General features: G+C 66.3%; 25 protein-coding genes. 17 read left to right on the top strand and 8 right to left on the bottom strand.

What is annotated here, in order from left to right; translation table 11 throughout:
- Positions 1-3 precede the first annotated feature (3 nt).
- From JQ639_RS22545 to paaE, 16 genes are all read left to right on the top strand, one after another.
- Positions 4-1542 (top strand): sugar ABC transporter ATP-binding protein, encoded by a 1539-nt coding sequence (locus tag JQ639_RS22545; RefSeq protein WP_211968486.1) that lies wholly within the window; start codon positions 4-6, stop codon positions 1540-1542.
- Between the two features lie 2 nt (positions 1543-1544).
- Entirely contained in the window at positions 1545-2525 is a 981-nt protein-coding gene (locus JQ639_RS22540; protein WP_211968485.1) for an ABC transporter permease, read from the top strand.
- Positions 2522-3505, top strand: coding sequence for a galactofuranose ABC transporter, permease protein YjfF (gene yjfF / locus JQ639_RS22535; RefSeq protein ID WP_211968484.1), 984 nt, complete (start codon positions 2522-2524; stop codon positions 3503-3505). Before JQ639_RS22540 ends, yjfF begins: the two co-directional genes overlap by 4 nt.
- Positions 3502-4287 (top strand): FadR/GntR family transcriptional regulator, encoded by a 786-nt coding sequence (locus JQ639_RS22530; RefSeq protein ID WP_211968483.1) that lies wholly within the window; start codon positions 3502-3504, stop codon positions 4285-4287. Before yjfF ends, JQ639_RS22530 begins: the two co-directional genes overlap by 4 nt.
- Positions 4284-5210 (top strand): Gfo/Idh/MocA family protein, encoded by a 927-nt coding sequence (locus JQ639_RS22525; RefSeq protein ID WP_211968482.1) that lies wholly within the window; start codon positions 4284-4286, stop codon positions 5208-5210. Before JQ639_RS22530 ends, JQ639_RS22525 begins: the two co-directional genes overlap by 4 nt.
- Before the next feature lie 2 nt (positions 5211-5212).
- The gene (locus tag JQ639_RS22520; RefSeq protein WP_211968481.1) at positions 5213-6277 is read left to right on the top strand and encodes an aldose epimerase family protein; all 1065 of its coding nucleotides are present in this window, start codon (positions 5213-5215) and stop codon (positions 6275-6277) included.
- Positions 6278-6358: 81 nt separating this feature from the next.
- On the top strand, positions 6359-7225 hold the full coding sequence (locus JQ639_RS22515) for an SMP-30/gluconolactonase/LRE family protein (RefSeq protein ID WP_211968550.1): 867 nt from the start codon (positions 6359-6361) through the stop codon (positions 7223-7225).
- Between the two features lie 204 nt (positions 7226-7429).
- Entirely contained in the window at positions 7430-8476 is a 1047-nt protein-coding gene (gene chvE, locus JQ639_RS22510; protein WP_371745166.1) for a multiple monosaccharide ABC transporter substrate-binding protein, read from the top strand.
- Between the two features lie 82 nt (positions 8477-8558).
- Entirely contained in the window at positions 8559-10157 is a 1599-nt protein-coding gene (gene mmsA / locus JQ639_RS22505) for a multiple monosaccharide ABC transporter ATP-binding protein (RefSeq protein ID WP_211968479.1), read from the top strand.
- Positions 10154-11344, top strand: coding sequence for a multiple monosaccharide ABC transporter permease (gene mmsB / locus JQ639_RS22500; RefSeq protein ID WP_211968478.1), 1191 nt, complete (start codon positions 10154-10156; stop codon positions 11342-11344). Before mmsA ends, mmsB begins: the two co-directional genes overlap by 4 nt.
- Positions 11345-11409: 65 nt before the next feature.
- Positions 11410-12291, top strand: coding sequence for a phenylacetic acid degradation operon negative regulatory protein PaaX (paaX, locus tag JQ639_RS22495; RefSeq protein ID WP_211968477.1), 882 nt, complete (start codon positions 11410-11412; stop codon positions 12289-12291).
- 56 nt (positions 12292-12347) lie between these two features.
- Complete coding sequence (paaA, locus tag JQ639_RS22490; protein ID WP_211968476.1) at positions 12348-13346, top strand: 1,2-phenylacetyl-CoA epoxidase subunit PaaA; 999 nt, start codon at positions 12348-12350, stop codon at positions 13344-13346.
- A gap of 14 nt (positions 13347-13360) precedes the next feature.
- Positions 13361-13648: a 1,2-phenylacetyl-CoA epoxidase subunit PaaB gene (paaB, locus tag JQ639_RS22485; RefSeq protein WP_211968475.1), complete on the top strand. Its 288-nt coding sequence runs from the start codon at positions 13361-13363 to the stop codon at positions 13646-13648.
- Between the two features lie 185 nt (positions 13649-13833).
- On the top strand, positions 13834-14610 hold the full coding sequence (paaC, locus tag JQ639_RS22480) for a 1,2-phenylacetyl-CoA epoxidase subunit PaaC (RefSeq protein ID WP_211968474.1): 777 nt from the start codon (positions 13834-13836) through the stop codon (positions 14608-14610).
- Positions 14604-15107 carry a 1,2-phenylacetyl-CoA epoxidase subunit PaaD gene (gene paaD / locus JQ639_RS22475; RefSeq protein WP_211968473.1) on the top strand — a complete coding sequence of 168 codons (504 nt, stop codon included), beginning with the start codon at positions 14604-14606 and terminating at the stop codon, positions 15105-15107. Before paaC ends, paaD begins: the two co-directional genes overlap by 7 nt.
- A gap of 162 nt (positions 15108-15269) precedes the next feature.
- Entirely contained in the window at positions 15270-16349 is a 1080-nt protein-coding gene (paaE, locus tag JQ639_RS22470) for a 1,2-phenylacetyl-CoA epoxidase subunit PaaE (RefSeq protein WP_211968472.1), read from the top strand.
- A gap of 290 nt (positions 16350-16639) precedes the next feature.
- Here the strand turns inward: paaE and JQ639_RS22465 are convergent, their stop codons facing one another.
- From JQ639_RS22465 to paaG, 8 genes are all read right to left on the bottom strand, one after another.
- A complete protein-coding gene (locus tag JQ639_RS22465; protein ID WP_211968471.1) occupies positions 16640-17065 on the bottom strand; it encodes a PaaI family thioesterase in 426 nt (141 codons plus the stop codon).
- Positions 17066-17235: 170 nt separating this feature from the next.
- Positions 17236-18504 (bottom strand): cytochrome P450, encoded by a 1269-nt coding sequence (locus JQ639_RS22460; protein ID WP_211968470.1) that lies wholly within the window; start codon positions 18502-18504, stop codon positions 17236-17238.
- Positions 18505-18823: 319 nt separating this feature from the next.
- Complete coding sequence (locus tag JQ639_RS22455; protein ID WP_211968469.1) at positions 18824-19135, bottom strand: EthD family reductase; 312 nt, start codon at positions 19133-19135, stop codon at positions 18824-18826.
- An 86-nt stretch (positions 19136-19221) separates the two neighbouring features.
- A complete protein-coding gene (gene paaZ / locus JQ639_RS22450; protein ID WP_211968468.1) occupies positions 19222-21255 on the bottom strand; it encodes a phenylacetic acid degradation bifunctional protein PaaZ in 2034 nt (677 codons plus the stop codon).
- Between the two features lie 31 nt (positions 21256-21286).
- Entirely contained in the window at positions 21287-21922 is a 636-nt protein-coding gene (locus JQ639_RS22445; RefSeq protein WP_211968467.1) for a TetR/AcrR family transcriptional regulator, read from the bottom strand.
- A gap of 181 nt (positions 21923-22103) precedes the next feature.
- On the bottom strand, positions 22104-23438 hold the full coding sequence (gene paaK, locus JQ639_RS22440; RefSeq protein ID WP_211968466.1) for a phenylacetate--CoA ligase PaaK: 1335 nt from the start codon (positions 23436-23438) through the stop codon (positions 22104-22106).
- A gap of 27 nt (positions 23439-23465) precedes the next feature.
- Positions 23466-23918 carry a hydroxyphenylacetyl-CoA thioesterase PaaI gene (paaI, locus tag JQ639_RS22435; RefSeq protein ID WP_249123376.1) on the bottom strand — a complete coding sequence of 151 codons (453 nt, stop codon included), beginning with the start codon at positions 23916-23918 and terminating at the stop codon, positions 23466-23468.
- A complete protein-coding gene (gene paaG, locus JQ639_RS22430; protein WP_211968465.1) occupies positions 23918-24709 on the bottom strand; it encodes a 2-(1,2-epoxy-1,2-dihydrophenyl)acetyl-CoA isomerase PaaG in 792 nt (263 codons plus the stop codon). The genes paaI and paaG overlap by 1 nt, the downstream gene beginning before the upstream one ends.
- 183 nt (positions 24710-24892) lie before the next feature.
- Between paaG and JQ639_RS22425 the strand changes: the two genes are divergently transcribed.
- Positions 24893-26056, top strand: coding sequence for an ABC transporter substrate-binding protein (locus JQ639_RS22425; RefSeq protein WP_211968464.1), 1164 nt, complete (start codon positions 24893-24895; stop codon positions 26054-26056).
- Positions 26057-26213 lie beyond the last annotated feature (157 nt).

Genomic DNA, 26213 nt, shown 5'->3' with positions numbered 1-26213 from the left:
CCCATGCCTGAGGTTGTCGACCGCGACATCCCGCTGCTCGACGTGCGCGGCCTCAGCAAGAGTTTTGCCGGGGTCCGCGCCCTCGACGCGGTCGACTTCAGCCTGCGGGCCGGCGAGATCCATGCCTTGCTCGGCGAGAACGGCGCCGGCAAGTCGACGCTGATCAAGACGATCACCGGCGCGCTGTCTCGCGACGCTGGGACCGTGAATCTCGCCGGCGTCGAGATCGCGCCGCGCTCGGCCGAGGCGGCGCTCAAGGTCGGCATCGCCACGGTCTACCAGGAGGTCAATCTGCTGCCGAATCTCTCGGTGGCGCAGAACCTGTTTCTCGGGCGACAGCCCACCCGCTTCGGCCTGGTGCGCGAGCGCGAGATGCGGCGTCGTGCGTCGGCTCTGCTGGACGGCTTCGGGCTGCACATCGACGTCGCCGCGCCGCTCGGCGATTATGCGGTTGCCGTGCAGCATATCACTGCCATCGCCCGCGCCGTCGACATGTCCGCGCGGGTGCTGATCCTCGACGAGCCGACCGCCAGCCTCGACAAGCACGAGGTCGAGATCCTGTTCTCGGTCATGCGCCAGCTTGCCGCGCGCGGCATCGGCATCCTGTTCGTGACTCACTTCCTTGAACAGGTCTATGCGGTCTGCGATCGGATCACCGTGCTGCGCAACGGCCGCCTGGTCGGCGAGCGCAGGACTGCGGAGCTGCCGCGGATCGAGCTCATTCACATGATGCTGGGGCGCGAGCTCGGCGACGCCACGACGGCGCGCGCGCGGTCGTCGGCCGCGCCGGTGCGACCGGCCTACGCGACGTTTTCCGCGTTCGGCAAGTCCGGCTATCTCGCGCCGTTCGATCTCGCGCTGCGCAGCGGCGAGGTGGTCGGCCTCGCCGGCCTGCTCGGCTCGGGACGGACGGAAACGGCACGTCTGGTGTTCGGGGCCGAGCGTGCCGATGGCGGCACGGTCGAGGTCGAAGGGAAGGCCGCGCGGTTGCGCTCGCCGCGCGACGCGGTGCGCCATGGCTTCGGCTATTGCCCCGAGGAGCGCAAGACGGAGGGCATCGTCGCCGAGCTGACGGTGCGTGAGAACATCGTGCTGGCGCTGCAGGCGCGCCGCGGCCTGCTTCGCCCGTTGTCGCGGCGCGAGCAGGACGATATCGCGCGACGTTTCATCACGCTGCTGGACATCCGCCCGGCCGATCCGGAGCGTCCGATCGGCCTGCTGTCCGGCGGCAACCAGCAGAAGGCGCTGCTGGCGCGCTGGCTGGCGACGCAGCCAAGGCTGCTGATCCTCGACGAGCCGACCCGCGGCATCGATGTCGGCGCCCATGCGGAGATCATCCGGCTCATCCGCCAGCTGTGCGCCGACGGGCTGGCGCTGCTCGTGGTGTCGTCGGAACTGGAGGAGATTGTCGCCTATGCTGACGAGGTGATCGTGCTGCGCGACCGCGCCCATGTCGAGACGCTGCAGGGCGAGGCCATCAACGTCAGCGCGATCGTCGCGGCGATTGCCGCCGATGGGGTGCGTCCCGGACCGGAGGCGTGACGATGGCGATCCGTCTGCCGCGTGCCGGGCTGCCCCAGGTGCTCGCCTTTCTGACCATCCTGGCGATCAACTGGACGGTGTCGCCGCAGTTCTTCGACCTGCGGCTGCAGGACGGCCGGCTGTTCGGCAGCCTGATCGACGTCTTCAACCGCGGCGCACCGGTGGCGCTGCTGTCGCTGGGCATGGTGCTGGTGATCGCCACGCGCGGCATCGATCTGTCGGTTGGTGCTGTCATGGCGATCTCCGGCGCGATCGCGGCGAGCCTTGCCGATACACACCCGCTTCCGCTTGTGCTCGCCGCTGCGCTCGGTGCCGGCCTGTTGTGCGGGCTGTGGAACGGCTTTCTGGTGGCGGTGCTCGGCATCCAGCCCATCGTCGCGACACTGATCCTGATGGTGGCCGGCCGCGGCATCGCCCAGCTCATCACCGAAGGGCGCATTGTCACCTTCACGTCGCCCGCGCTGGCCTGGCTCGGCGGCGGTTCGGTGGGCGGAATTCCGGCCGCGGTCGCGATCGCCGCCGCCATGCTGCTGCTGACCATCACGCTGGTGCGCGGCACGGCGCTTGGCCTGATGATCGAGGCGACCGGCGGCAATGCCCGGGCCAGCGCGCTCGCCGGCGTCGGCACTCGCGCCATGATCATGGCGGTCTATGTCTGGTGCAGCCTGTGTGCCGCACTGGCGGGGCTGATCGCGGCGGCCGACATTCTCGGCGCCGACGCCAACAATGCAGGCCTATGGCTCGAACTCGATGCCATTCTGGCCGTGGTGGTAGGCGGCACCTCGCTGTTGGGCGGACGCTTCAGCCTGGTGCTGGCTGTGCTCGGTGCGCTGATCATCCAGGCGATGAACACCGGCATCCTGCTGTCCGGCTTTCCGCCGGAGTTCAACCTCGTGGTCAAGGCGGTGGTCGTGCTGGTGGTGCTGTTGTTGCAGTCACCGCGCCTCGATGTGCGCGTGCTGCTGTCGAAGGTGCGCAAATGAGGCGGCTGCTTCCGGTGCTGGTGACTACGACGGTGTTCATTGTCGGCTTCGCGGGCTGTGCAATCCAGTTTCCGAACCTCGCTTCGTCACGGGTGGTCGCCAATCTTCTGACGGACAATGCGTTTCTCGGCATCGTCGCGACCGGCATGACCTTTGTCATCATTTCCGGGGGCATCGATCTGTCGGTCGGCTCGGTGATCGGATTCACCACGGTGTTCCTGGCGCTGGCGATCGAGCGGCATGGCATGCCGCCGTTCGCCGCCTTTGCCCTGGTCCTGATCATCTGCGCGCTGTTCGGCGCGGCGATGGGAGCGATGATCCAGTATTTCGACATGCCACCGTTCATCGTCACCCTGGCGGGGATGTTTCTGGCGCGGGGCGCAAGTTTCCTGATGTCGACGGAGTCGATCCCGATCAACGCGCCGCTCTACGCTGGCCTCGCTGACCACGCTATCGTGCTGCCGGGCGGCGGGCGGCTGTCGGTGATCGCCATGATCATGCTTGGGGTGTTCGCCGGAGGCATCGTGTTGCTGCACTTCACCCGCTTCGGCGCCAACGTCTATGCGCTCGGCGGCAGCCGCACCTCCACCGCGCTGATGGGCGTGCGGGTCGCGCCGACAACCATCGGCATCTACCTGCTGTCGAGCGTGCTCGCGGGGCTGTCGGGCATCGTGTTCTCGTTCTACACATCCGCAGGGTATTCGCTGTCGGCGGTTGGCGTCGAACTTGACACGATCGCCGCCGTGGTGATCGGCGGCACGTTGCTGACCGGCGGCTATGGCTACCTGTTCGGCACCTTTGTCGGCGTGCTGATCCAGGGGCTGATCCAGACCTACATCAGCTTCGACGGCACGCTGTCGAGCTGGTGGACCAAGATCGTGACGGGTATCCTGCTGTTTGCGTTCATCGTCCTGCAGCAGGCCCTGGTCGGTCTCGCCAAGCGGTCCCGCCGCCGGACCACGGAGGTCGCGTTGCCATGACGTCCCATCTCGTCGTCATTCCCACCCGCCGCGCGCATTCCAACCATGCCGAGGTCGCCCGTACCATCGGCATCGACATCATCTCCGGCCGCTATGCGGAGGGCGCCAAGCTGCCGGGCGATCCCGAGCTGACGGTGATCTTCGGCGTGTCGCGCCCGGTGCTGCGCGAGAGTGTCAAGACGCTGGTGGCGAAGGGACTGCTCAGCACCAAGGTGCGGATCGGCACGGTGGTGCGCGAGCGCGCCGCCTGGAACATGTTCGATACGGATGTTCTGGCCTGGCATCTCGACGTCGGCATCGACATGCGTTTCGTGCGCGATCTCGCCGAGATCCGGCTCGCGGTGGAGCCGCGCGCGGCGGCGCTGGCTGCGATTGGCCGCTCGGAGGCCGATCTCGCGGAGCTGCAGCGCAGTATGGCGTGGATGCGGCGCGAGGCCTACGATTCCGTCGGCTTTGCCGACGCCGATCTTGCCCTGCATCTTGCCGTCGCCAATGCCTCCGGCAATCCGTTCATGCGCTCAATCGGCGGCGTCATCGAGGCAGCGCTGCGCGCCTCGTTCCTGCTCAGCGCGCCGGCGGAAGAGCGGGAGCGCGACGACACCGTCCTGTTCCATCAGCAAATCGTTGACGCCATCGCGCAGCAGCAGCCGGATGTCGCCGAGGAGGCGATGAAAAGAGTCATTCTCGACGGCCTGCGCCACACCGGCGAACGCACCGGCCCGACGGGGGAGCCGGCCGGGCCGCCCGTGCGTGGCAAGGACAACAGGGACATCACAACATGACTGGGCTTCGCCTCGCCGTGATTGGTCTTGGCAAGATCGCGCGGGATCAACACCTGCCGACGATCGCTGCCCTGCCGGCCGTCAAGCTCGCCGCCGTCGCCGATCCCCACGTCACGCTGGCCGGCGTTCCCGCCTTCGCCTCGCTCGAGGAGTTGCTGCGGAACGGGCCGCCGGTCGATGCGGTCGCGCTGTGCACGCCGCCACAGATGCGCGGCACGCAGGCGGCCATCGCGCTCGCCGCCGGCAAACATGTGCTGTTGGAAAAGCCGCCGGCCGCGACCATCAGCGCGATCGGGCCGCTGGTCGGGGTCGCCGGAGCCGCGGGCCTGACACTGTTCGCGACATGGCATGCGCGCTTCGCACCCGCGGTCGAGCCGGCGCGCACATGGCTGGCATCGCGCGAGATCCGGGCGGTGCGGGTGATCTGGAAGGAGGACGTCCGTGTCTGGCATCCGGGCCAGGCGTGGATCTGGGAGGCAGGCGGCTTCGGCGTGTTCGATCCCGGCATCAATGCGCTCTCGATCCTGACCCGCGTCCTGCCGCGACCGTTCTTCCTGACTGACGCAGAGCTGTCGTTTCCGGACAATCGTGCTGCGCCGATCGCGGCGCGCCTTGCTTTCTCGGATGCCGGCGGGCTGGCGATCGAGGCCGATTTCGATTTCCGCCAGACCGGCGAGCAGACCTGGGCGATCGAGGTGGATACCGACCACGGCCGCTTGACGCTGTCGGCGGGCGGCGCCCGGCTCAGTCATGACGGACAGCTGCTGATAGACGAGAAGAAGGTGGCCTATCCGCTGATCTACCGGCGGTTCGTCGACCTCATCGCGCGCAGCGAATCCGATGTCGACCTCGCGCCGCTCGCGCATGTTGCCGACGCATTCATGCTCGGCCGGCGCGTCGTCGTCGAGCCGTTCGAGGATTGATCATGGCCAAGGCCTCGCGCGAGATGTTCGGAACTCTGGCGGATGGCGCCCCGGTCGAGCGGGTAAGATTGCGCGGCGACGGCGGCTTCGAGACATCGATCATCACCTTTGGCGCCACGCTGCAGGCGCTGCTCGTCCCGGATCGCCATGGCGTCATCGGCGACGTCGTGCTGGGGCATGACGATCTCGACGGCTATGCCGGGGCGCGCAAGTTCTTCGGCGCCACCGTCGGGCGCTTCGCCAACCGCATTGCCGGCGCGCGGTTCGACCTCGACGGTGCGGTCGTTCGGCTCGCGGCCAACAACGGTCCCCATGCGCTGCATGGCGGTCTTGCAGGCTTCGACTGCCGGCTGTGGCAGATCACGGCGCTGGACGAGGGCGCCAGTCCCGCGGTGACGCTCGCCTATCACAGTGCGGATGGTGAGGAAGGCTACCCCGGCGCGCTCGATGTTCGTCTGACCTGCCGGATCTCGGGGCCCGGCGAATTGTCGCTTGCCTTCGAGGCGACCACCGACCGACCGACGGTGATCAATCTCACAAACCACAGCTTCTTCAATCTCGAAGGCGTTGGTGCCGACGAGACGATCCTGCGCCATCGTCTGCACATTCCGGCGGATCACTTCCTGGCCACCGATGCCACGGCGATCCCGCTGCCCGGGCCGCCGCGCCGTGTTGCCGGCACGCCGTTCGATTTCCGCGAGGCGCACGAAATCGGCAGCCGGATCCGGACCGCCGAGGAGCAGCTGCAGCGCGGGCGGGGCTACGACCACACCTTCTGTCTCGCGCCCGGCGCGGGCCCGCAGCTGGCCGCGCGGCTCGCGGCGCCTCGCTCGGGCCGGGTGATGGAGCTGCACACCGACCAGCCCGGCGTGCAGCTCTATTCCGGCAACTATCTCGATGGTTCGGTCGCCGGCAAATCCGGACGGCTGTATCGCCAGTCTGACGCCGTCTGCCTCGAGCCGCAGGCTTGGCCCGACGCGCCCAACCGACCCGATTTTCCCTCGGCGCGCCTCGAACCCGGCCAGACCTATCGCCATCGCACGCTGTATCGCTTTTTTGCCGAGTAGGGGAACTTCGCCGCGCGCAATCGCGTACTGGAGAGCACCATCGTGACCGGTCCTGACGACAACCGCGAGGACGTGCCGACCATGATCCTCAGTGGTGCGCGCTGTCATCTCGGCGAAGGGCCGACCTATGATGCTGCCAGCGACACGGCCTGGTGGTTCGACATTCTCGAGCGCCGGCTGTTCGAGGCGCGCGTCGCATCGGGCGAGGTCGTCTTTCATCGCCTGCCGGTGATGGCGAGCGCCCTGGCGATGATCGACGACGCTCACCAGTTGTTGGTCGCCGACGACGGTCTTTATGTCCGCAGCGTCAGTGACGGCCGGCTGAGCCGTTATCTGCCGCTCGAAGCCGACGATCCGGCGACCCGCTCGAACGATGCCCGCGTTCATCCCTGCGGCACGTTCTGGATCGGCACCATGGGGCGCAACGCCGAGCGTGGCGCCGGGGCAATTTATGCGCTGCACAATGGCGAGCTGATCCGGCTATTCGCTGACATCAGCATTCCCAATGCGATCTGTTTCGCGCCGGACGGCGCTACCGGATACTTTGCGGACAGCCGCACCAACGTACTTTGCCGTGTCGCGCTCGATCCGGCGACGGGCCTGCCGGTCGCGGCACCGTCCGAGCTGCTCGTGCATCGCGGTGCGGGAAGCCTCGACGGCGCGGTGGTCGATGCCGACGGCGTGATCTGGAACGCGCGCTGGGGCGGCGGATGCGTCGATGCCTATTCGGCTGACGGCGTCCGGCTGCGCACCGTGCGGGTGCCGGCGAAGCAGGCGAGCTGTCCGGCCTTCGTCGGCAGAGATTTCAGCCGTCTGCTGGTGACGTCGGCCCATGAGGGGATGGATGCCGCGGGGCGGGCGGTCGATCCGGATCACGGCCGGACGTTCGTGCTCGATGTGCAGGCACGGGGGCGGCCGGAGCCGCGTGTCAGGCTGGGGCCGTCATGAGCGGCGCATCATCATTTCGTGCGGTTGTCCGCGGCCCCTTGCGCAGCTGCAGGGCGTGGCCGATCATCGCGGCCGGCCATGGATGCGACCGATGGAATCGGCATCCCGCGCCAGGAGCGCCGGCGCCAGGAACTGCAAGACCGCGACCAACGCGGCGATCAACGTTCAACGCTGTGGGAGTGAAACATGACGTCGTTCAAATCGATGCTTTCCATTGTCGCTCTGGGCTCGCTGCTTTTCGCCGGCGGGGCCCAGGCACAGACCAAGCCCACCGTGGGCATCGCGATGCCGACAAAGGCCTCGGCGCGCTGGATCGATGACGGCAACAACATCGTCAAGGTATTGCAGGAGCGCGGCTACAACACCGACCTGCAATACGCCGAGGACGATATTCCAAATCAGCTGTCGCAGATCGAGAACATGGTCACCAAGGGTGCCAAGGTGCTGGTGATTGCGTCGATCGACGGCACGACGCTGTCGGATGTGCTCAAGCAGGCGAAGGACAAGGGCATCACCATCATCGCCTACGACCGCCTGATCCGCGACACGCCCAATGTCGATTACTACGCCACGTTCGATAACTTTCAGGTCGGTGTGTTGCAGGCCCAGTCGATCGAGCAGGGGCTGAAGTTGAAGGAGAGCAAGGGGCCGTTCAACATCGAATTGTTCGGCGGCTCGCCCGACGACAACAACGCCTACTTCTTCTACAACGGCGCGATGTCGGTGCTGCAGCCCGATATCGACAGCGGCAAGCTCGTCGTGGCCAGCAAGCAGATGGGCATGGACAAGGTCTCGACGCTGCGCTGGGACGGTGCCACGGCGCAGGCCCGCATGGATAACCTGCTCAGCGCGTTCTACACCACCAAGCGGGTCGATGCCGTGCTGTCGCCCTATGACGGGCTGTCCATCGGCATCCTGTCGTCCCTCAAGGGGGTCGGCTACGGCAGCGGCAACATGCCGATGCCGATCGTTAGCGGTCAGGATGCCGAGGTGCCCTCGATCAAGTCGATGCTGCGCGGCGAGCAGTATTCCACGATCTTCAAGGACACCCGCGATCTCGCCCGTGTCACCGCTGATATGGTCGACGCGGCGCTGAGCGGCAAGACGGTGACGGTCAACGACACCAAGACCTACAACAACGGCGTCAAGGTGGTGCCGTCCTATCTGCTCAAGCCCGTGGTGGTCGACAAGAGCAACTGGGAGCAGGTGCTGATCGGCAGCGGCTACTACAAGAAAGAGCAGTTCAACTGAAGGCGGAGCGCCGTCCTGGCCGGGGACGCCCGGCCAGGGTGGCTCAAAGCGCTCGCTCCAAGCCCTGAACAGGGGAGCCGTCATGACCAACCTGCTGGAGATGCGCGGGATCGGCAAGGCCTTCGCCGGCGTGAAGGCGCTGAGCGACGTCAGTTTCACGGTGAGACCTGGCGAGATCCATGCGCTGGTCGGCGAAAACGGCGCTGGCAAGTCGACGCTGATGAAGGTGCTGAGCGGCGTCTATCCGCACGGCAGCTACGATGGCAGCATCGTTTATGACGGCGAGGAGCGGCGGTTTCGCGACATCAACGATTCCGAGGCGCTCGGCATCATCATCATTCATCAGGAACTGGCGCTGATCCCGCTGCTGTCGATCGCGGAAAACATCTTCATCGCCAATCCACCGTCGCGCTTCGGGGTGATCGACCGCGACGAGGTCGATGCACGTGCGCGGCGGCTGCTGGCCAAGGTCGGCCTCAACGAGGCCCCGGACACCCTCGTCACCGACATTGGCGTCGGCAAGCAGCAACTGGTCGAGATCGCCAAGGCGCTGTCCAAGGAGGTTCGCCTGCTGATCCTCGACGAGCCGACGGCGAGCCTCAACGAGAGCGACAGCGCGGCGCTGCTGGACCTGCTGGTGGAGTTTCGCGACCAGGGCATGTCGGCGGTGCTGATTTCCCACAAGCTCAACGAGGTATCGCGCGTCGCCGACCGCATCACGGTGCTGCGCGATGGCCGCACAGTCGACACCCTGGATTGTCGCGCCGGCGAGATCGAGGAAGACCGCATCATTCGCAAGATGGTCGACCGCGACCTCGAGCATCGCTATCCGAAGCGGCAGCCGAACATCGGCGAGCCGGTGTTCAGGGTCGAGAACTGGTCGGTCTATCATCCCCAGCATGCCGAGCGGCAGGTCATCCGCAACGTCGATTTCCAGGTGCGCCGCGGCGAGATTGTCGGCATCGCCGGCCTGATGGGCGCCGGCCGCACCGAGTTCGCGATGAGCCTGTTCGGCCGGTCGTGGGGGCGCGGGATCACCGGGCGCGCCCTGTTGCACGGTCGCGAGGTCGATCTGTCGACCGTCAGCCGGGCGATCGATGCCGGCCTTGCCTATGTCACCGAAGATCGCAAGCAGCTGGGGTTGCTGCTCGCTGACGATGTCCGCAAGAACATCACGCTCGCCAATCTCGACGGCGTCGCGACCGGTCGTATCATCGACGATCTCAAGGAATTGCAGGTCGCCAATGAGCACCGCAATCGCCTGCGCATCCGCTGCGCCGATGTTTATCAGGCGTCGGGCCATCTCTCCGGCGGCAACCAGCAGAAGGTCGTGCTGTCGAAGTGGCTGTTCACGAATCCGGACATCCTGATCCTCGACGAGCCGACCCGCGGCATCGATATCGGCGCCAAGTACGAGATTTACTGCATCATCAACGACCTTGCCGATGCCGGCAAGGCGGTGATCATGATCTCGTCGGAGATGCCGGAGCTGCTCGGCATCTGCGATCGCATCTGCGTCATGAACGAGGGAAGCTTTGTCGGCGAGTTCGATCGCGCCGACGCGACGCAGGAACGGATCATGCGCGCCATCGTGCGCCGGAGCGAGCGTCTGGTCGATCCGGGTGTGAGGGAGCGGGCGCAGGACGGCGGCGACGAATTCCCGGTGGAGGTCCATTCATGAGCGACAAGACCGTGGCGCTTCCCGAAGCGCGCAAGCACACCGGCTTCATCAAGGCGAACCTGCGCGAGTATGGCATGCTGTTGTCGCTGTTTGCGATCATGGCATTCTTCGAGGTGGTCACCGACGGCACGCTGCTGCGGCCACTCAACCTCACCAACCTCGTGCTGCAGAACAGCTACATCGTGATCATGGCGCTGGGCATGCTGCTGGTGATCGTCACCGGGCATATCGATCTGTCGGTGGGCTCGGTGTCCGGCTTCGTCGGCGCGATCGCGGCCGTGCTGATGGTGCGCTATGGCATGCACTTCATCCCGGCGACGATCATCTGCCTGGTGCTCGGCGCGCTGATCGGCGCGGCGCAGGGCTACTGGGTGGCCTATTTCAAGATTCCGTCCTTCATCGTCACCCTGGCCGGCATGCTGGTGTTCAAGGGGCTGGCGCTCGCGGTGCTGCAGGGGCAATCCGTCGGGCCGTTCTCGCCGACATTCCAGAAGCTGTCTTCCGGCTTCATTCCGGAGCTGTTCCCTGCCGCTGGCGCATTGTATCCGACGTCCCTGCTGATCGGCGCGGTGCTGGCGCTGGGCCTCGTCTATGTCAGCGTCAAGACTCGCGCCCGTCGCGCCAGCCACGGCGTCGACGTCGAGCCCGCCGGGTTCTTCGTGCTCAAAAACGCCATTCTGTTCGGCGTGGTCCTCTATTTTACCTATCTGATCGCCTCCCATCGCGGCCTGCCGAACGTGCTGGTGATCATGATCGCGCTGATCGCGCTCTATGGCTTCGTCACCGCGCGTACCACCATTGGCCGGCAGATCTATGCCGTCGGCGGCAACGAGAAGGCGGCCAAGCTGTCCGGCATCAAGACCGAGCGTCTGACCTTCCTGACCTTCGTCAACATGGGCGTGCTCGCCGCGCTCGCCGGGCTGGTATTCGCGGCCCGCCTCAACACGGCGACGCCCAAGGCGGGTCTCGGCTTCGAGCTTGACGTCATCGCCGCCTGCTTCATCGGCGGGGCGTCCGCCTATGGCGGTGTCGGCCGGGTCGCCGGGGCGGTGATCGGCGCGCTGATCATGGGGGTGATGAACAACGGCATGTCGATCCTCGGGATCGGCATCGACTACCAGCAGGTCATCAAGGGGCTGGTGCTGCTCGGCGCCGTCTGCCTGGACGTCTACAACCAGCGGCGGTAACGGCCCGCGAGCGGTCGCTGCCCCTGATGACAGGGGTGGGCGAACCGTGGAATATAGCGGGACGCATGGCCTCTCATCCGCTCGCCCGCATCGTCAGCCAGTTCAAGCGCGAACCCTCGCGCACCGGCTCGCTCATCATCACCTTCCATGGCGACGCGATCCTGCCGCGCGGCGGGTCGGTGTGGCTGGGAACGCTGCTGCAGTTTCTGGAGCTCCTGGAGATCGACGGCGGCGTGGTGCGGACCGCGGTGTCGCGCCTCGCGGCCGATGGCTGGTTCGATCGCGACAAGGTCGGCCGCAAGAGCTTCTATCGCCTGGCGCCGACCGGGCGTGAGCGGTTCGAGGCGGCGATCGAGCATCTCTACAATCCTCATGTTTCCGACGCGGCCGGCCGTTTCGAGCTGCTGCTGATCGAGAACGGTTCCGATCGCGATAGCGCCCGCGCGGCACTGACCGAAGCCGGCTTCGGCAATCCGCTGCCGGGGGTGTGGGTGGCGCCGAACGGCGTCGCGGTGCCGTCCGCCGCGGCGAGCGCGATCCGCCTCGATGTCGCAGCCGCCGGCGACATGGGGCGGCGTCTGATCAGCGCGAGCTGGGCGCTGGACCGCATGGCTGAGTCCTATCGCGCGTTCACGGCGACGTTCGCGCCGCTCGACGCCTGGATCGCGGCGCAGGACGCGTTGGCGCCGTCGGACGCAATGCTGGCGCGGGTGCTGCTGATCCACCAGTACCGGCGAGTGATCCTGCACGATCCGCTACTGCCGGGGGAACTGCTGCCGGCCGCGTGGCCCGCGGCCGAGGCGCGCGCACTGTGCGCCCGGCTCTACCGCGCGCTGCTCGGGCCGTCGGAAAAATGGCTGGATTCCCATGGCGAAAGCCCCGCCGGTCCGCTGCCACCGCCAGGCGCGGAGTTGCGGCGGCGGTTCGCCGATATGTTACAGAAATAGATTGCATGTAGAAATTTTTGTCATATATTAAGACTGCCTCCAGGGAGAAGACGGCCATGTACACGCAAGCGCTGAATGCGCCGCAGAGCGATGACCGCCACGTTGAAGACGCCGCCAAGTCGGCCGCGTTCCAGGCCCGCATCGATGCCGAAGAGCGCATCGAACCCAATGACTGGATGCCCGCGGCCTATCGCAAGACGTTGACGCGGCAGATTTCCCAGCACGCCCATTCCGAGATCGTCGGCATGCTGCCGGAGGGCAACTGGATCACCCGCGCGCCGACGCTGCGCCGCAAGGCCGCGCTGCTGGCCAAGGTGCAGGACGAGTGCGGCCATGGCCTCTATCTCTACGCCGCGGCCGAGACGCTCGGCACCTCGCGCGAAGAGCTGGTCGACCAGATGCTCAGCGGCAAGGCCAAGTATTCCTCGATCTTCAATTATCCGACCCTGACCTGGGCCGATATCGGCGCGATCGGCTGGCTCGTCGATGGCGCGGCGATCATGAACCAGATCCCGCTGTGCCGCTGCTCCTACGGCCCCTATGCGCGCGCGATGATCCGCGTCTGCAAGGAAGAGTCGTTCCATCAGCGCCAGGGCTACGAGATCATGCTGACGTTGTCGCGCGGCACCGCGGACCAGAAGGCGATGGCGCAGAACGCACTCGATCGCTGGTGGTGGCCGTGTCTGATGATGTTCGGCCCGCCGGACCAGCACAGCCAGCACGGCGATCAGTCGACGCGCTGGAAGATCAAGCGCTTCTCCAACGACGAGTTGCGCCAGAAGTTCGTCGACGCCACCGTGCCGCAGGCGCAGTACCTCGGTCTGACCATGCCGGACCCGGATCTGAAGTGGAACGAGGCGACGGGCCATTGGGATTACGGCACCATCGACTGGGATGAATTCCGGGAGGTGCTGTCGGGCAACGGTCCGTGCAACCGCGATCGCATGGCGGCGCGGCGCAAGGCCCACGACGAGGGGGCCTGGGTGCGCGAGGCCGCGCTCGCCTATGCCGAGAAGCAGCGCGCCCGCAAAGCCGCCGCAGCCGTGGCCGCGTGAGGGAGGAAACACCGATGACCGTGCAGAATATCCAGCTCTGGGAAGTGTTCATCCGCAGCCGCAACGGCCTTGCCCACAAGCATGTCGGTTCGCTGCACGCGACCGATGCGACGCTGGCGTTGCAGGCGGCGCGCGACATCTACACCCGCCGCGGCGAAGGTCTGTCGATCTGGGTGGTGCCGTCGAACGCCATCATCGCGTCCGATCCCGCCGAGAAGGACATGATGTTCGAGCCGGCGATGTCCAAGATCTATCGCCACCCGACCTTCTACGACGTGCCAGACGAAGTCGGGCACATGTGATCTTGCGAACGAGACCCTCATGGTGAGGAGGCGCGCAAGCGCCGTCTCGAACCATGAGGCCCGGTATCGCTTTACAGCCATCCTTCGAGACGCCCGCTTCGCGGGCTCCTCAGGATGAGGCAGAGTTGAGCATCGAGCTGCGCTCATCCGAGCTACGGTGATCATACAACGCACAGGGATCTTCCATGGCTGCCGCCTCCATTTTCGTCACAGAAAGCCCGCTGGTGCTCTACGCGTTGCGCCGCGCCGATGATGCGCTGATCCTCGGCCATCGCCTGTCGGAGTGGTGCGGTCATGCGCCGATGCTGGAAGAGGACATGGCGCTCGCCAATATGGGCCTCGACCTGATCGGCCAGGCGCGCGAGCTCTACACCTATGCCGCCGAGGTCGAGAACGCCGGCAACGACGAGGACAAGCTCGCTTACCTGCGCGACGTCAGGCAGTATCGCAACCTGCTGCTGGTCGAGCAGCCGAACGGCGATTTCGCCCGTACCATCGTGCGCCAGCTGTTCTACTCCGCCTTCGCCGATCCCTACTGGCGCGCCATGATGGCCTCGAAGGACGCGACGCTGGCGGCGATCGCCGCCAAGTCCGAGAAGGAAAGCGCCTATCACCTGCGCCACGCTTCGGAATGGGTGATCCGTCTCGGCGACGGCACCGAGGAAAGCCATCGCCGTGCGCAGACCGCGGTCGATGATCTCTGGGCGTTCACGGGCGAACTGTTCCACGCCGACGATAGCGACGCTGGACTGATCGCCAGCGGCATCGCGATTGATCCCGAGACCCTGCGCACGCGCTGGGAGCAGACGGTCGCCGGGGTGATCGGCACCGCCACGCTGAAGCTGCCGACCGGAAGCTGGATGCAGAAAGGCGGCCGCTCCGGCAGCCACAGCGAGCATCTGGGACATCTCCTCAGCGAACTGCAGTCGATGCAGCGCACGTTTCCGAACGCCACATGGTGAACGCGGCCGACCATGCTGCCAGCCTGCGCCAGATCGCCTGGGACGCGGCGGCGCGCGTGGTCGATCCGGAGATTCCAGTGCTGACGATCGCCGATCTCGGTGTGCTGCGCGACGTGATTGTTCACGACGATGCCGTCGAGGTGTCGATCACGCCGACCTATTCCGGCTGTCCGGCCATGAACATGATCGCGCTGGAGATCGAGGTCGCGCTGGCAAAGGCCGGCATTCGCAACGCCAAGATCAACACGGTGTTGTCGCCGGCCTGGACCACCGACTGGATGAGCGAGGAGGGCCGCGCCAAGCTCAAGGCCTACGGCATCGCACCGCCGCAGGCCGGTGGCGGCCGCCGCGCGCTGTTCGGCGAGCAGCAGGTAGCCTGCCCGCAGTGCGGCTCGACCGACACCGAGGTTCTGTCCGAATTCGGCTCGACGTCGTGCAAGGCGCTGTGGCGCTGCAAGAGCTGCCGCGAGCCGTTCGATTACTTCAAGTGCCATTAATTCGTCATGCCCGCGCTTGTCGCGGGCATCCACGTCTTCACGTTGCTTCAACAGGAAAGACGTGGATGGCCGGGAGACCTTAGTCCTAGCGATCCGTCGAAGACGGATCGCGCTGCCCGGCCATGACGAAAGAAACGACAGTCGATACGAGGTAGGTAGCCGATGTCCCATGCACCGAAATTCCACCGTCTCGCCGTCCGTGACCTGCGCCGCGAAACCGCTGACGCGGTCTCGATGACCTTTGCCATTCCGGATGAGCTCTCCGCCGACTACGCGTTCGCGCCGGGTCAGTACCTCACGTTGCGCACCACAATGGACGGCGATGAAGTCCGGCGCTCCTACTCGATCTGCTCGGGGCCCGATGATCATGAGCTGCGCATCGCAGTGAAGCGCGTCGACGGCGGCGCGTTCTCGTCCTATGCCATCGAGGAACTCAAGAGCGGCGATGAGCTCGACGTGATGACGCCGACCGGCCGCTTCGGCGTCGCTCATGCGCCGGGCGAGGCCCGTGTCCATGTCGGCTTCGCCGCCGGCTCCGGCATCACGCCGATCCTCTCCATCGTGCGCGGCATCCTGGCGCGCGAGCCAAACAGCCGCTTCTTCCTGTTCTACGGCAACCGCGCCACCAACGGCATTCTGTTCCGCGAGGCGCTGGAAGAGTTGAAGGACCGTTTCATGGGCCGCCTCTCTGTGTTCCATGTGCTGTCGCAGGAGGAGCAGGACCTGCCGATCCTGCATGGCCGGCTCGACCGCGCCAAGGTCGAGGTGCTGCTGCGTGCCATGGTGCCGGCGGCAAGTGTCGATCATGTCTTCATCTGCGGTCCGGTCGCCATGAGCGAGGAGATCGAGGCGGCCTGCCACGGCCTCGGCATCGCGCGGGAGCGGGTGCATGTCGAGCGCTTCGTCTCCGAGTTCGGCGGCAAGCCGCGGCCCAAGCCCGTGATCGCGCCGGAAGCGCCGCCGAAGGCGGTGGCTGCGCTGATCGTCGACGGCAAGCGCAAGGATGTGCCGGTGGCGGACGGCGAAGCCATCCTCGACGCCGCGCTGCGCGCCGGCATGGACCTGCCCTACGCCTGCAAGGGCGGCATGTGCAGCACCTGCCGCGCCAAGATCGTCGAGGGCGAGGTGCAGATGGACGTCAACTACTCGCTGGAGCCGTGGGAGCTGAAGGCCGGCTTCGTGCTGACCTGCCAGGCTCATCCGGTGTCGGAGCGCGTGGTGGTGGATTACGACCAGATGTGAGGGGCGCGCCGGTGCGCCGCAATGGACGCTGCGCTTCGACATCCACCATCGTCATGCGCGGGCTTGACCCGCGCATCCAGCTTGCGGCGCCTCGTTCTTGTTGAAGTCTTCAAGATGGATCACCGGGTCACGGCGCTTCGCGCCGGCCCGGTGATGACGCCGAAAAATGAGCGTTGCAGGCTAAGGCCGAGGCTCGGCTTGCAATGTGGCCGTCCATCCTTCGAGGCTCGCTGCGCTCGCACCTCAGGATGACGGATTAATTCACGGCGTCCTGTCTCGACGCAGCCCTTTCACTTCCCATCCCGCATCAGTGCGTAAGCCGTCTGCGCCATCGCGACCGGGCGGGCATCGCCGTCGGTATGGAGAGTGATGCTGCCATAGGCCATGGTGCGGCCGAGCCGCACCACCTTCGCTTCCGCCAGCACATCGGCGCGCATGGCCGGGCGCATGAAATGGATGGTCTGGTCGACGGTCGTCATCGGCAGGTAGCCGCCCGCGGCGGCCGACACAGCGAATACCATGGAGGTGTCGGCGAGGCTCATCAGCGCCTGGCCGCAGACGACGCCATTGTCGCGGCAGAGCTTGTCCAAGAACCGCATCCGCAAGGTCGCGCCTTCGGGCGAAAGGGTCTCGATCGACAGGTCGAGATCCCTGACCCAGGAGGCAAACACGGTCTGGAGCAGGGTGGTGGCGGCGGCCTTGTCGAAGGTGGGCATCGGGCGTTTCCTGGTTGCGGGTGGTGGCCAATACGGGTGGTCGTGCATTCCCGTGGAAGCGATGATGGGCCGCTTCTGACGAAGTGCGTCTCACGACGTATCGCCGCATCTTGCGTCATGCGCAGGCGTGACCCGCGCATCCAGCTTGGTCTTGCCTGTGAGGGCCAGGTTCACCCCAGCCGCACCGGCAGCGTGGTGAAGCCGCGGAAGCGGGCACGGCGGGCGCGGTGGGCTGGGCCGTTGGCGGAGAAGGTCGGGAAACGGGCGAGGAATCGACCGATCGCGATCCGTCCTTCGAGCCGCGCCAGGGCGAGGCCGGCACAGGCGTGGGCGCCGGTGGCGAAGGCGAGATGGCGGTTGGGCGAGCGGCCGACATCGAGGCGATCGGGGTCGGAGAACTGTTCGGGATCGCGGTTGGCGGCGCCGATGCACAGCGTGACGAGCGTGCCTTCCGGCAGGGTGACGCCATCGATCTCGGCGGGCTGCACCACGCGGCGGTTGCCGATCTGGTTGGAGCTCTCGAAGCGCAGGAATTCCTCGACCGCGGTCCTGATCAACGAGGGATCGTCGCGCAGGCGCTGCTGCTCGTCCGGGAATCGCATCAGCAGTTCGAGGCCGTTGGCGATGAGATTGGTAGTGGTCTCGTGGCCGGCGTTGAGGATGAAGATGCAGTTCTGCAGCAACTCGATCTCGCTGAGCCGCTCACCGCTGGCCTCGCCCTGGATCAGGCGGGTGAGCACGTCATGTTCGGGATTGCCAGGATTCTGCCGGCGGTCGGCGACGAGATCGCGGAGATAGGCGAGGAAGTCGGCAACGGCCTGCTCGCCGGTCTGCTGCATCTGCGGCGACAGCACCGGCTCCAGCGCGCCGAGGATCGCGAGCGACCAGCCACGCAGCGGATCGCGGTCGGCATGCGGCACCGCCAGAAGATTGCCGATCACCTCGACGGGGATCGCGGAAGCAAAGTCCTCGACGAGGTCGGCCTCGCCCTTCGCCTGCATGCGGTCGAGCAGCTTGTCGACCAGCGCGACCAGCGCCGGCTCCATCTCGGCGATGGCGCGCGGGTTGAGCGCTCCCGCGATCAGCCGACGGACGCGGGTGTGCAGCGGCGGATCATTGAACACGAGGCTGGTGGTGTGGTGCTGGAACAGCAGGGACGACGTGCCGTACTTCGGCGCGAACTCCACCTTCTTGTCGGAGCTGTAGCGCGTGGTGTCCTTGTAGATCGCCTCGAGATCGCGGTGGCGGGTCAGGAACAGCGAGCCGTCCGGCATGCGGTGGACCGGATCGAGGTCCTGCAGCGCGCGATAGGTCGGGTAGGGATCGTCGTAGAATGAATCGGGCAGGCGCTGCAGCGAGAAGTCGCGGACGAGGGCGGCTGCGTTGGTACCGACCACGGTGGATGGGGTCTGAAGAGAGGGAGATTCCAAGGCGGTCATCCTGCCAGCTCCTTCCAAATGATGTTCAGGCGATTTTGCCGAACGCCACGTCGGGGTTCGTCGTGACGCCGGAGTCGTTCCACATCTTCGGCGTCATCACCGGGCCGGCGCGGAGCGCCGTGACCCGGTGATCCAGCTTCAAACACTCCGCGCCACTGTGAGCAAGCTGGATTGCCGGATCAAGTCCGGCAATGACGCAGAGGGTGTGAGGCGCTTCGAGGCCAAGTGAAGCTTGGCAAGTGAAATCAGGCCTCGGCCTCATCCTTCGAGACGCGGCGCAGAGTGCCGCTCCTCAGGATGAGGAGGAATCGCAGCGGCGCTATTCCACCACGTTGTTGATCTGCACCACGGCCTGGGTGTTCGTGAACTTCGGGATGTCGGCGAAGATCTCGCGGCCATGGGCCTTGCCGGCGGCCTTGAAGTCGTCGAGCGAGCCGAAGGTCAGCAGCGCCATCATCTGGTAGTCGGCGGCGCTGCCGTCGGGCTTGCCGGCGCCGCGCAGCACCTGTGCACTCTTGAGGCCGTAGGGCGTCCAGCGCTCCCGCACCAGCGGAATGTGTTTCTGCAGATAGTAGTCGTGGTCGAACGTCGCGTCGCTGCCGGCGGGATACATCACGGTGACAGTAATCATCTGCTTCCTCCATTGTTCTTGTTGTCGTGGGGTCGGGCCGTGGATGGGGGCCGCGGCCGGCCCATAGGCCGGCAGCGGTGTGAGGGTTACGCCTGCGGGCGCACCGCGTTCATGGTCAGCAGCTCGTAGGTCGCCGCCGTCTCGCCCTTGTCGGTCGTGATCTCGACGTCCCAGCGCACCTCGCCATACTGCTTGTTGCGCGGCGACTTGTCCTTGGCGGTGAGCCGCACACGGATAGCTTCGCCTGGCTGGATCGGCTTGAGGAAGCGCAGCGAGTCGAGGCCGTAATTGGCGAGCACCGGGCCCGGATCGGGATCGACGAACAGGCCGGCGGCGAACGACAGCAGGAGATAGCCATGGGCGACGCGTCCGGGGAAGAACGGATGGCCCCTGGTCGCCTCCTCGTCCATGTGGGCATAGAAGGTGTCGCCAGTGAAGTGGGCGAAATGCTCGATGTCGTCGAGGGTGACGGTGCGGTCCTTCGAGATGAAGGTCTGGCCGATAGCAAGATCCTCGAAATGGTAGCGGAACGGATGTCGCTCCTGCGTAACCTGCGGCGCGCCCTTGATCCAGCTGCCGGTGACGCCGGTCAGCATCCGCGGCGAACCCTGCAGCGCGGTGCGCTGCATGTAGTGGCTGAGGCTGCGCACACCGCCGAGCTCTTCGCCGCCGCCGGCGCGGCCGGGGCCGCCATGCACCATGTGCGGCATTGGCGAGCCGTGGCCGGTCTGCTCCTTGGCGCAGTCGCGATCGATCAGCACCAGGCGGCCGTGGAATGCGCCGATGCCGAACACGAGGTCGGAGGCGACGCGCGGATCGTGGGTGTAGACGGAGGCGACAAGGCTGCCGCCGCCGCGATTGGCAAGGGTGATCGCCTGGTCGAGGCCGTCATAGCCCATCACGGTCGCGACCGGGCCGAACGCCTCGACGGAATGCACGGCCTGCGCGCGCACCGGGTCGGCGCAATGCAGCAGCAGCGGCGGGATGAAGGCGCCGCGCACCTTGTCCGCCCCCTCGACCGCGAAGTTGTCGGGATCGCCGGCGACCAGCTCCGCCTCCTGGCGCAGCTTCGCCACATGGGCGAGCACGTCGCGGCGCTGCGACTGGCCGACCACCGGGCCCATCCGCACCGTCTCCAGCTCGGGGTTGCCGATCTGGATCTTGGCGAGGCGCTCGCGCAGGGCGTCGATCACAGCGGAAACATGGCCAGCCGGCGCCAGCGCGCGGCGGATCGCCGTGCACTTCTGGCCGGCCTTGACCGTCATCTCCTTCGCAACCTCCTTGATGAAGAGGTCGAACTCGGGCGTGCCGGGGGCCGCATCCGGCGCGAGGATGGCGGCGTTGAGTGAGTCTCGTTCGGCGACGAAGCGTACCGCCTCGCGCGCGATCACCGGATGGCGCTGCAGCATCTCGGAGGTTGCCGCCGAGCCCGTGAACGACACCGCGTCCTGGCAGGTCAGGTGGTCGAACAGGTCGCCGGTCGGGCCGACGACGAACTGCAGCGCGCCGCCGGGGAGGATGCCGGAGGCCTGGATCATGCGGACCAGCGCATGCGCCACATACGCGGTCACCGTCGCCGGCTTGGTGACCACCGGCACGCCGGCGAGCAGCGCGGGGGCGAATTTCTCCAGCAGGCCCCAGCACGGGAAGTTGAAGGCGTTGATGTGGACGGCGACGCCCTGCAGCGAGGTCACGATGTGCTGGCCGGCGAAAGCACCGGTCTTGCCCAATGGCTCGACGGCGCCGTCGAGCAGGAAGGTGCTGTTGGGGAGTTCGCGGCGGCCCTTGCTGGCATAGACGAACAGCGTGCCGATGCCACCGTCGATGTCGATCATGTTGTCGGTGCGCGTCGCGCCGGTCTGGAACGACAGCTTGTAGAGTTCGTCCTTGCGCTCGGTGAGGTATTGGGCGAGGCGCTTGAGGAGGTCGGCGCGCTGGTGGAAGGTGAGCCGCCGCAGCGCCGGCCCGCCGACGCTGCGCGCGTAGTTCAGGATCTCGGCCATGTCGAGGCCGCCGACATTGGCGTCCGCCACCACGTCGCCGGTCACGGCGCTGCGAATATCGATGAGGTCGCGGCCGGGAGCCGCCCAGTGTCCGCGGACGAAGCTTTCGAGTTTCATGGCAGCACTCTGTGGTTGGAGGTGAACATCATCATTCCGCCGCAGCGGTGCGCCGGCTGGCGGAGGTCGCCGGCGCGCGCAGCTCGCGCGTGCCGTCAGCAATCAGACGGGTGACGAGGTCGGCATAGTCGGCGCGGGTGACCTCGCCACCGCTCTTGAACCAGAGGTAGTGCCAGTTGAGCATGCCGAACAGCGACATGGTCACGGGCTTCAGCATCTTCGTGCCCTTGAGCTGCGGCGCGACGCCGGCGACCGCGTCGGAGAAGATGCGCACGAGCTCACGCTCCATGCCCTTGAGTTCGGTCTGGCGGTCGTCCGGGAGGAAACGCATGCTGTTGATCTGCACATTGTGCTGCGCGTCGGCGTCGCGATAGGCCTCGAGCAGCGCGCCCGCGAGGCCGCGCAGGCGTGCTTCCGGTGCATCGCCGGGCCGGTCCGCAGCCTCCACCGTCTCGAGCAGTTCCTCGAGGTGAAAGCGGATGACGTCGAACAGCAGTTCTTCCTTGTCCTTGTAGTAGTGATAGAGATTCGCCTTCGACACGCCGCACGCGTCGGCGATCCTGTTCATCGAGGCACGGTCGTAGCCGTGCTCGGAGAACAGTTCCGCCGAACGGTTGAGGATTGCCCGTCGCTTGTCGTCGTAGTCACTGGCGCGGCTGCGTGCCATTTAGATGGTGTTCCGTTTCGTCAGAGTCGTTCAGTGTATCTCGTCGTCCTGAGGTGGCCGTGCATTGCGCGGACCTCGAAGGACGGCAGCCCGGGCCATGCGCGACACGGGCCGTTCATCCTTCGAGACCCGCTTTGCAAACACCTCAGGATGACGGAGCAGGTGATGTGCCCGCGACCTATCATTCCTTCGGTCGCCGGTCGATGATGCGCCGAGCCTTGCCCAGCGAGCGCTCGATGGTCTCGGGATCGCGCACGTTGACACGGGCGGTGATGCCGATGGTGTCCTTGATCGACTGCTCCAGCCGGTTGGCTGCTGCCTCGCGCACGTCGGCGGTACGGGCTTCGGGGCGCGCCTCGACCTGGATCTCCATCTGGTCCATGCGGCCGTCGCGGGTCAGGATGATCTGGTAGTGCGCCGACAGCGCCGGAATGGTCAGCAGCTTTTCCTCGATCTGGGTCGGGAATACGTTGACGCCGCGCACGATCATCATGTCGTCGGAGCGGCCGGTGATCTTCTCCATCCGCCGCATGGCCCGGGCGGTGCCCGGCAGCAGCCGCGTCAGGTCACGGGTGCGATAGCGGATCACCGGCATCGCCTCCTTGGACAGCGAGGTGAACACCAGTTCGCCCTTCTCGCCGTCGGGCAGCACCTGGCCGGTCACCGGGTCGACGATCTCCGGATAGAAGTGGTCCTCCCAGATGTGGAGGCCATCCTTGGTCTCGACGCACTCGTTGGCGACGCCGGGGCCCATCACCTCGGACAGGCCGTAGATATCGACCGCATGGAGATCGAATGCCTCCTCGATCTCCTCGCGCATGGCGTTGGTCCAGGGCTCGGCACCGAAGATGCCGACCCGCAGCGACGACTTGCGGGGATCGAGCCCCTGCTTCCTGAACTCGTCGAGAATCGCCAGCATGTAGGACGGCGTCACCATGATGACTTCCGGCTGGAAGTCGGTGATCAACTGCACCTGCCGCTCGGTCATGCCGCCGGACATCGGAATCACGGTACAGCCGAGACGTTCGGCGCCGTAATGCGCGCCGAGGCCGCCGGTGAACAGGCCGTAGCCATAGGCGACATGCACCTTCATGCCGGGGCGGCCGCCCGAGGCGCGGATGGAGCGCGCCATGCAGTCGCTCCATACCTCGATGTCGCGTTTGGTGTAGCCGACGACGGTGGGCTTGCCGGTGGTGCCGGACGAGGCGTGGATGCGCGCGACCTGTGACTGCGGCACCGCGAACATGCCGAACGGATAGTTGGCGCGCAGGTCCGCCTTGGCCGTGAACGGGAATTTCGCGAGATCCTCGAGGCTTTTGAAGTCATCGGGGCGGACGCCAGCTGTGTCGAACGCCTTGCGGTAGTGCGGCACGTTGTCATAGGCGTGGCGCAGCGACCAGGCGAGGCGGTCGCGCTGATGGGCGCGCAGCTCGTCGCGCGAGGCGCGCTCGAAGTGGTCGAGGGCCGTCGGCGCGGGGCTCAGCTCGGTGAGCTTGCGAAGTGGGATCTGCAGCAATTCGTCCTCCCGGAGGTGGTTTCTTGATCAGGCGCGCGCCGTGTCGTCGGGCGACCGGCGGGCGATGGTGCGTGAATGTCCGCGGAATTCCGCGACCACCTTGCCGGTGTGGTCGCGCACGGTGACGTCATAGATGCCGCCGCGGCCGACCCGCGAGCGTTCGATCGCATGGGCGGTCAGCACGTCGCCCTGACGGACCGCATGGATGAATGTCACGGCGCACTGCTGCGCCACGGTCGGCTGGCCATGAGTGTTGCAGGCGAAGGCGAAAGTCGAATCGGCGAGCGTGAAGATGAATCCGCCATGGCAGATGCCGTGGCCATTCACCATGTCGGGCCGCACCGTCATGCTCAGCTCGGCCTCGCCGGGCGCCACGCGCTTCAGCTCCATGCCGAGCCCGCGGCTGGCGCGGTCCTGCGCCCACATCGCATCGGCCTCGGCCCGTGCGGTGGCAGCGGCGTTTGCGTCATGCTGATCCATTACTGCCGTCCCCTGAATTTTGCCGGCCGCTTCTCGAAGAAAGCGGTGACGCCCTCGCTGTAGTCCGGCGTGCGCCCGGCATCGCCTTGCAACTGGCATTCGAGATCGAGCTGGGCGTCGAAGTCGTTGGTCTCGGCGGCATCGAGCGCCTGCTTCATCAGCGAGAGGCCGATGGTCGGCTGGGCCGCGAAGTGGGTGCCGAGGCGGTGGGCCTCAGTCATCAGCGCGGCGTCGTCGAGCACCTTCCAGATCAGGCCCCAGGCTTCCGCCTGCTCGGCGCTGATAGGCTCCCCCAGCAGAGCGAGGCCGCGCGCGCGGGCGCGGCCGGCGAGGCGCGGCAGCAGCCACGATCCGCCGGAATCCGGCACCAGGCCGAGCCTGGCGAACGACTGGATGAACTTGGCGGAACGCGCCGCGAGCACGATGTCGCAGCCCAGCGCGATGTTGGCGCCGGCGCCGGCGGCGACACCGTTGACGGCGCAGATCACCGGCATCGGCAGGTCGCGCAGCTTGCGCATCAGCGGATTGTAATGGCGCGCGATGGTGATGGAGAGATCGGGCGTCTCGCCGGGCGTGAACACGCCGTCGGACAGGTCCTGCCCGGCGCAGAAGCCGCGGCCCGCGCCGGTGAGGATCAGGGCGCGACAGCTCTTGTCGGCATCGGCCGCTTCCAGCGCCGCCATCAACGCTCCGTGCAGCGCGGCGCTGAACGCGTTGAGGCGGTCGGGGCGGTTGAGGGTGAGTACGCGATAACCGTCGCGCATATCGGTCAGAACCAGATCGTCGGTCACCTTGTCCTCCCGTCGGGCGCATCCTTCCATGGGCGCCATTGCGACCAATCGTACTATTGACCAACCGTTCGGTCAATTATATTGACGAGAGAAAGCGGATCGCGTCTGATGTGGCCATCGGGGCCGGGCGACCGCGCCGGGCAAGCTCATCAAAAAGAGTATCCCCGAAACCAGGAGGAAACGATGACGCCACTTTCGGTGAAGAGTCTTGTCGCGGCCGGCGTGCTCAGTCTCGCTCTCGGTCAGGGCGCATCCGCGCAGCAGACCATCAAGATCGGCTCGATCCTGTCATCCACGGGCCCCGCCTCGTTCCTTGGCGAGCCCGAGGACAAGACGCTGCGGATGTATGTCGACAGGATCAACGGCGCGGGCGGTGTCGACGGCAAGAAGCTCGAGCTGGTCGTCTATGATGATGGCGGCGACGCCAACAAGGCGCGCACCTTCGCCACCCGCCTGATCGAGGACGACAAGGTCGTTGCCATGGTCGGCGGCTCCACCACCGGCACGTCGATGGCGATGATCCCGGTGTTCGAGGAAGCGCAGGTGCCGTTCATTTCGCTCGGCGGCGCCATCGAGATCATCGATCCGGTGCGCAAGTACACGTTCAAGACGCCGCACACCGACAAGATGGCCTGTGAGAAGATCTTCGAGAATCTCAAGCAGCGCAGCCTCACCAAGATCGCGCTGATCTCCGGCACCGACGGCTTCGGTGCCTCGATGCGGGCGCAATGCGTCAAGGTGGCGCCGAACTACGGCCTGCAGGTCGTCACCGAGGAGAGCTACGGTCCGCGCGACAGCGACATGACGGCGCAGCTCACCAAGATCAAGAACACCGCGGGCGTGCAGGCGGTGGTCAATCCGGGTTTCGGCCAGGGCCCGGCGATCGTCACCCGCAATTATGCCCAGCTCGGCATGAGCAGTACGCCGCTGTACCAGAGCCACGGCGTCGCCTCCAAGAGCTTCATCGAGCTCGCCGGGCCGGCAGCGGAAGGTGTGCGGTTGCCGGCCGCGGCGCTGCTGGTCGGTGACAAGCTGCCGGACTCTGACCCGCAGAAGAAGATCGTGGTCGACTACAAAAAGACCTACGAGGACGCGACCAAGCAGCCGGTCTCGACCTTCGGCGGTCATGCCTATGACGGCCTGTTCATCCTGGTCGATGCCATCAAGCGGGCGCAGTCCACCGATCCGAAGAAGATTCGCGACGCCATCGAGGCGACCAAGGGCTTCGTCGGCACCGGCGGCGTGGTCAACATGTCGCCGACGGACCACCTCGGGCTCGATCTCACTGCGTTCCGCATGCTCGAGATCAGGAACGGCGACTGGGTGCTGCTCGCACCGGGCACGTGAGGATCGCGTTTCGCAGCAGGGGGGCCTCATGGTTCGAGACGCGCGGCGTTGCCGCGCTCCTCACCATGAGGAGGACTGCCTCCCGCGGGGAGCGGTAGCCGTCACGCGGAGGATGGTCCTCGCGAGGCTGGGAGCCTTTCCCTCATCCTGAGGAGGC

Origin of the sequence: Bradyrhizobium sp. U87765 SZCCT0048 (assembly GCF_018131225.1) — a bacterium.
Lineage (GTDB): Bacteria > Pseudomonadota > Alphaproteobacteria > Rhizobiales > Xanthobacteraceae > Bradyrhizobium_A.
The sequence above is the reverse complement of the archived record's forward strand: the minus strand, read 5'-3'. Positions and strand labels throughout refer to the sequence as shown.

Coding starts and splice junctions, on each gene's coding strand:
- paaX (WP_211968477.1), top strand. CDS start 11,410: ATGGCCTCTCATCCGCTCGCCCGCATCGTCAGCCAGTTCAAGCGCGAA.
- chvE (WP_371745166.1), top strand. CDS start 7,430: ATGCTTTCCATTGTCGCTCTGGGCTCGCTGCTTTTCGCCGGCGGGGCC.
- paaB (WP_211968475.1), top strand. CDS start 13,361: ATGACCGTGCAGAATATCCAGCTCTGGGAAGTGTTCATCCGCAGCCGC.
- paaZ (WP_211968468.1), bottom strand. CDS start 21,255: ATGAAACTCGAAAGCTTCGTCCGCGGACACTGGGCGGCTCCCGGCCGC.
- yjfF (WP_211968484.1), top strand. CDS start 2,522: ATGAGGCGGCTGCTTCCGGTGCTGGTGACTACGACGGTGTTCATTGTC.
- JQ639_RS22545 (WP_211968486.1), top strand. CDS start 4: ATGCCTGAGGTTGTCGACCGCGACATCCCGCTGCTCGACGTGCGCGGC.
- JQ639_RS22445 (WP_211968467.1), bottom strand. CDS start 21,922: ATGGCACGCAGCCGCGCCAGTGACTACGACGACAAGCGACGGGCAATC.
- paaE (WP_211968472.1), top strand. CDS start 15,270: ATGTCCCATGCACCGAAATTCCACCGTCTCGCCGTCCGTGACCTGCGC.
- JQ639_RS22465 (WP_211968471.1), bottom strand. CDS start 17,065: ATGCCCACCTTCGACAAGGCCGCCGCCACCACCCTGCTCCAGACCGTG.
- paaD (WP_211968473.1), top strand. CDS start 14,604: ATGGTGAACGCGGCCGACCATGCTGCCAGCCTGCGCCAGATCGCCTGG.
- JQ639_RS22525 (WP_211968482.1), top strand. CDS start 4,284: ATGACTGGGCTTCGCCTCGCCGTGATTGGTCTTGGCAAGATCGCGCGG.
- JQ639_RS22460 (WP_211968470.1), bottom strand. CDS start 18,504: ATGACCGCCTTGGAATCTCCCTCTCTTCAGACCCCATCCACCGTGGTC.
- JQ639_RS22540 (WP_211968485.1), top strand. CDS start 1,545: ATGGCGATCCGTCTGCCGCGTGCCGGGCTGCCCCAGGTGCTCGCCTTT.
- JQ639_RS22455 (WP_211968469.1), bottom strand. CDS start 19,135: ATGATTACTGTCACCGTGATGTATCCCGCCGGCAGCGACGCGACGTTC.
- mmsB (WP_211968478.1), top strand. CDS start 10,154: ATGAGCGACAAGACCGTGGCGCTTCCCGAAGCGCGCAAGCACACCGGC.
- paaA (WP_211968476.1), top strand. CDS start 12,348: ATGTACACGCAAGCGCTGAATGCGCCGCAGAGCGATGACCGCCACGTT.
- mmsA (WP_211968479.1), top strand. CDS start 8,559: ATGACCAACCTGCTGGAGATGCGCGGGATCGGCAAGGCCTTCGCCGGC.
- paaC (WP_211968474.1), top strand. CDS start 13,834: ATGGCTGCCGCCTCCATTTTCGTCACAGAAAGCCCGCTGGTGCTCTAC.
- JQ639_RS22520 (WP_211968481.1), top strand. CDS start 5,213: ATGGCCAAGGCCTCGCGCGAGATGTTCGGAACTCTGGCGGATGGCGCC.
- JQ639_RS22515 (WP_211968550.1), top strand. CDS start 6,359: ATGATCCTCAGTGGTGCGCGCTGTCATCTCGGCGAAGGGCCGACCTAT.
- JQ639_RS22530 (WP_211968483.1), top strand. CDS start 3,502: ATGACGTCCCATCTCGTCGTCATTCCCACCCGCCGCGCGCATTCCAAC.
- paaI (WP_249123376.1), bottom strand. CDS start 23,918: ATGGATCAGCATGACGCAAACGCCGCTGCCACCGCACGGGCCGAGGCC.
- JQ639_RS22425 (WP_211968464.1), top strand. CDS start 24,893: ATGACGCCACTTTCGGTGAAGAGTCTTGTCGCGGCCGGCGTGCTCAGT.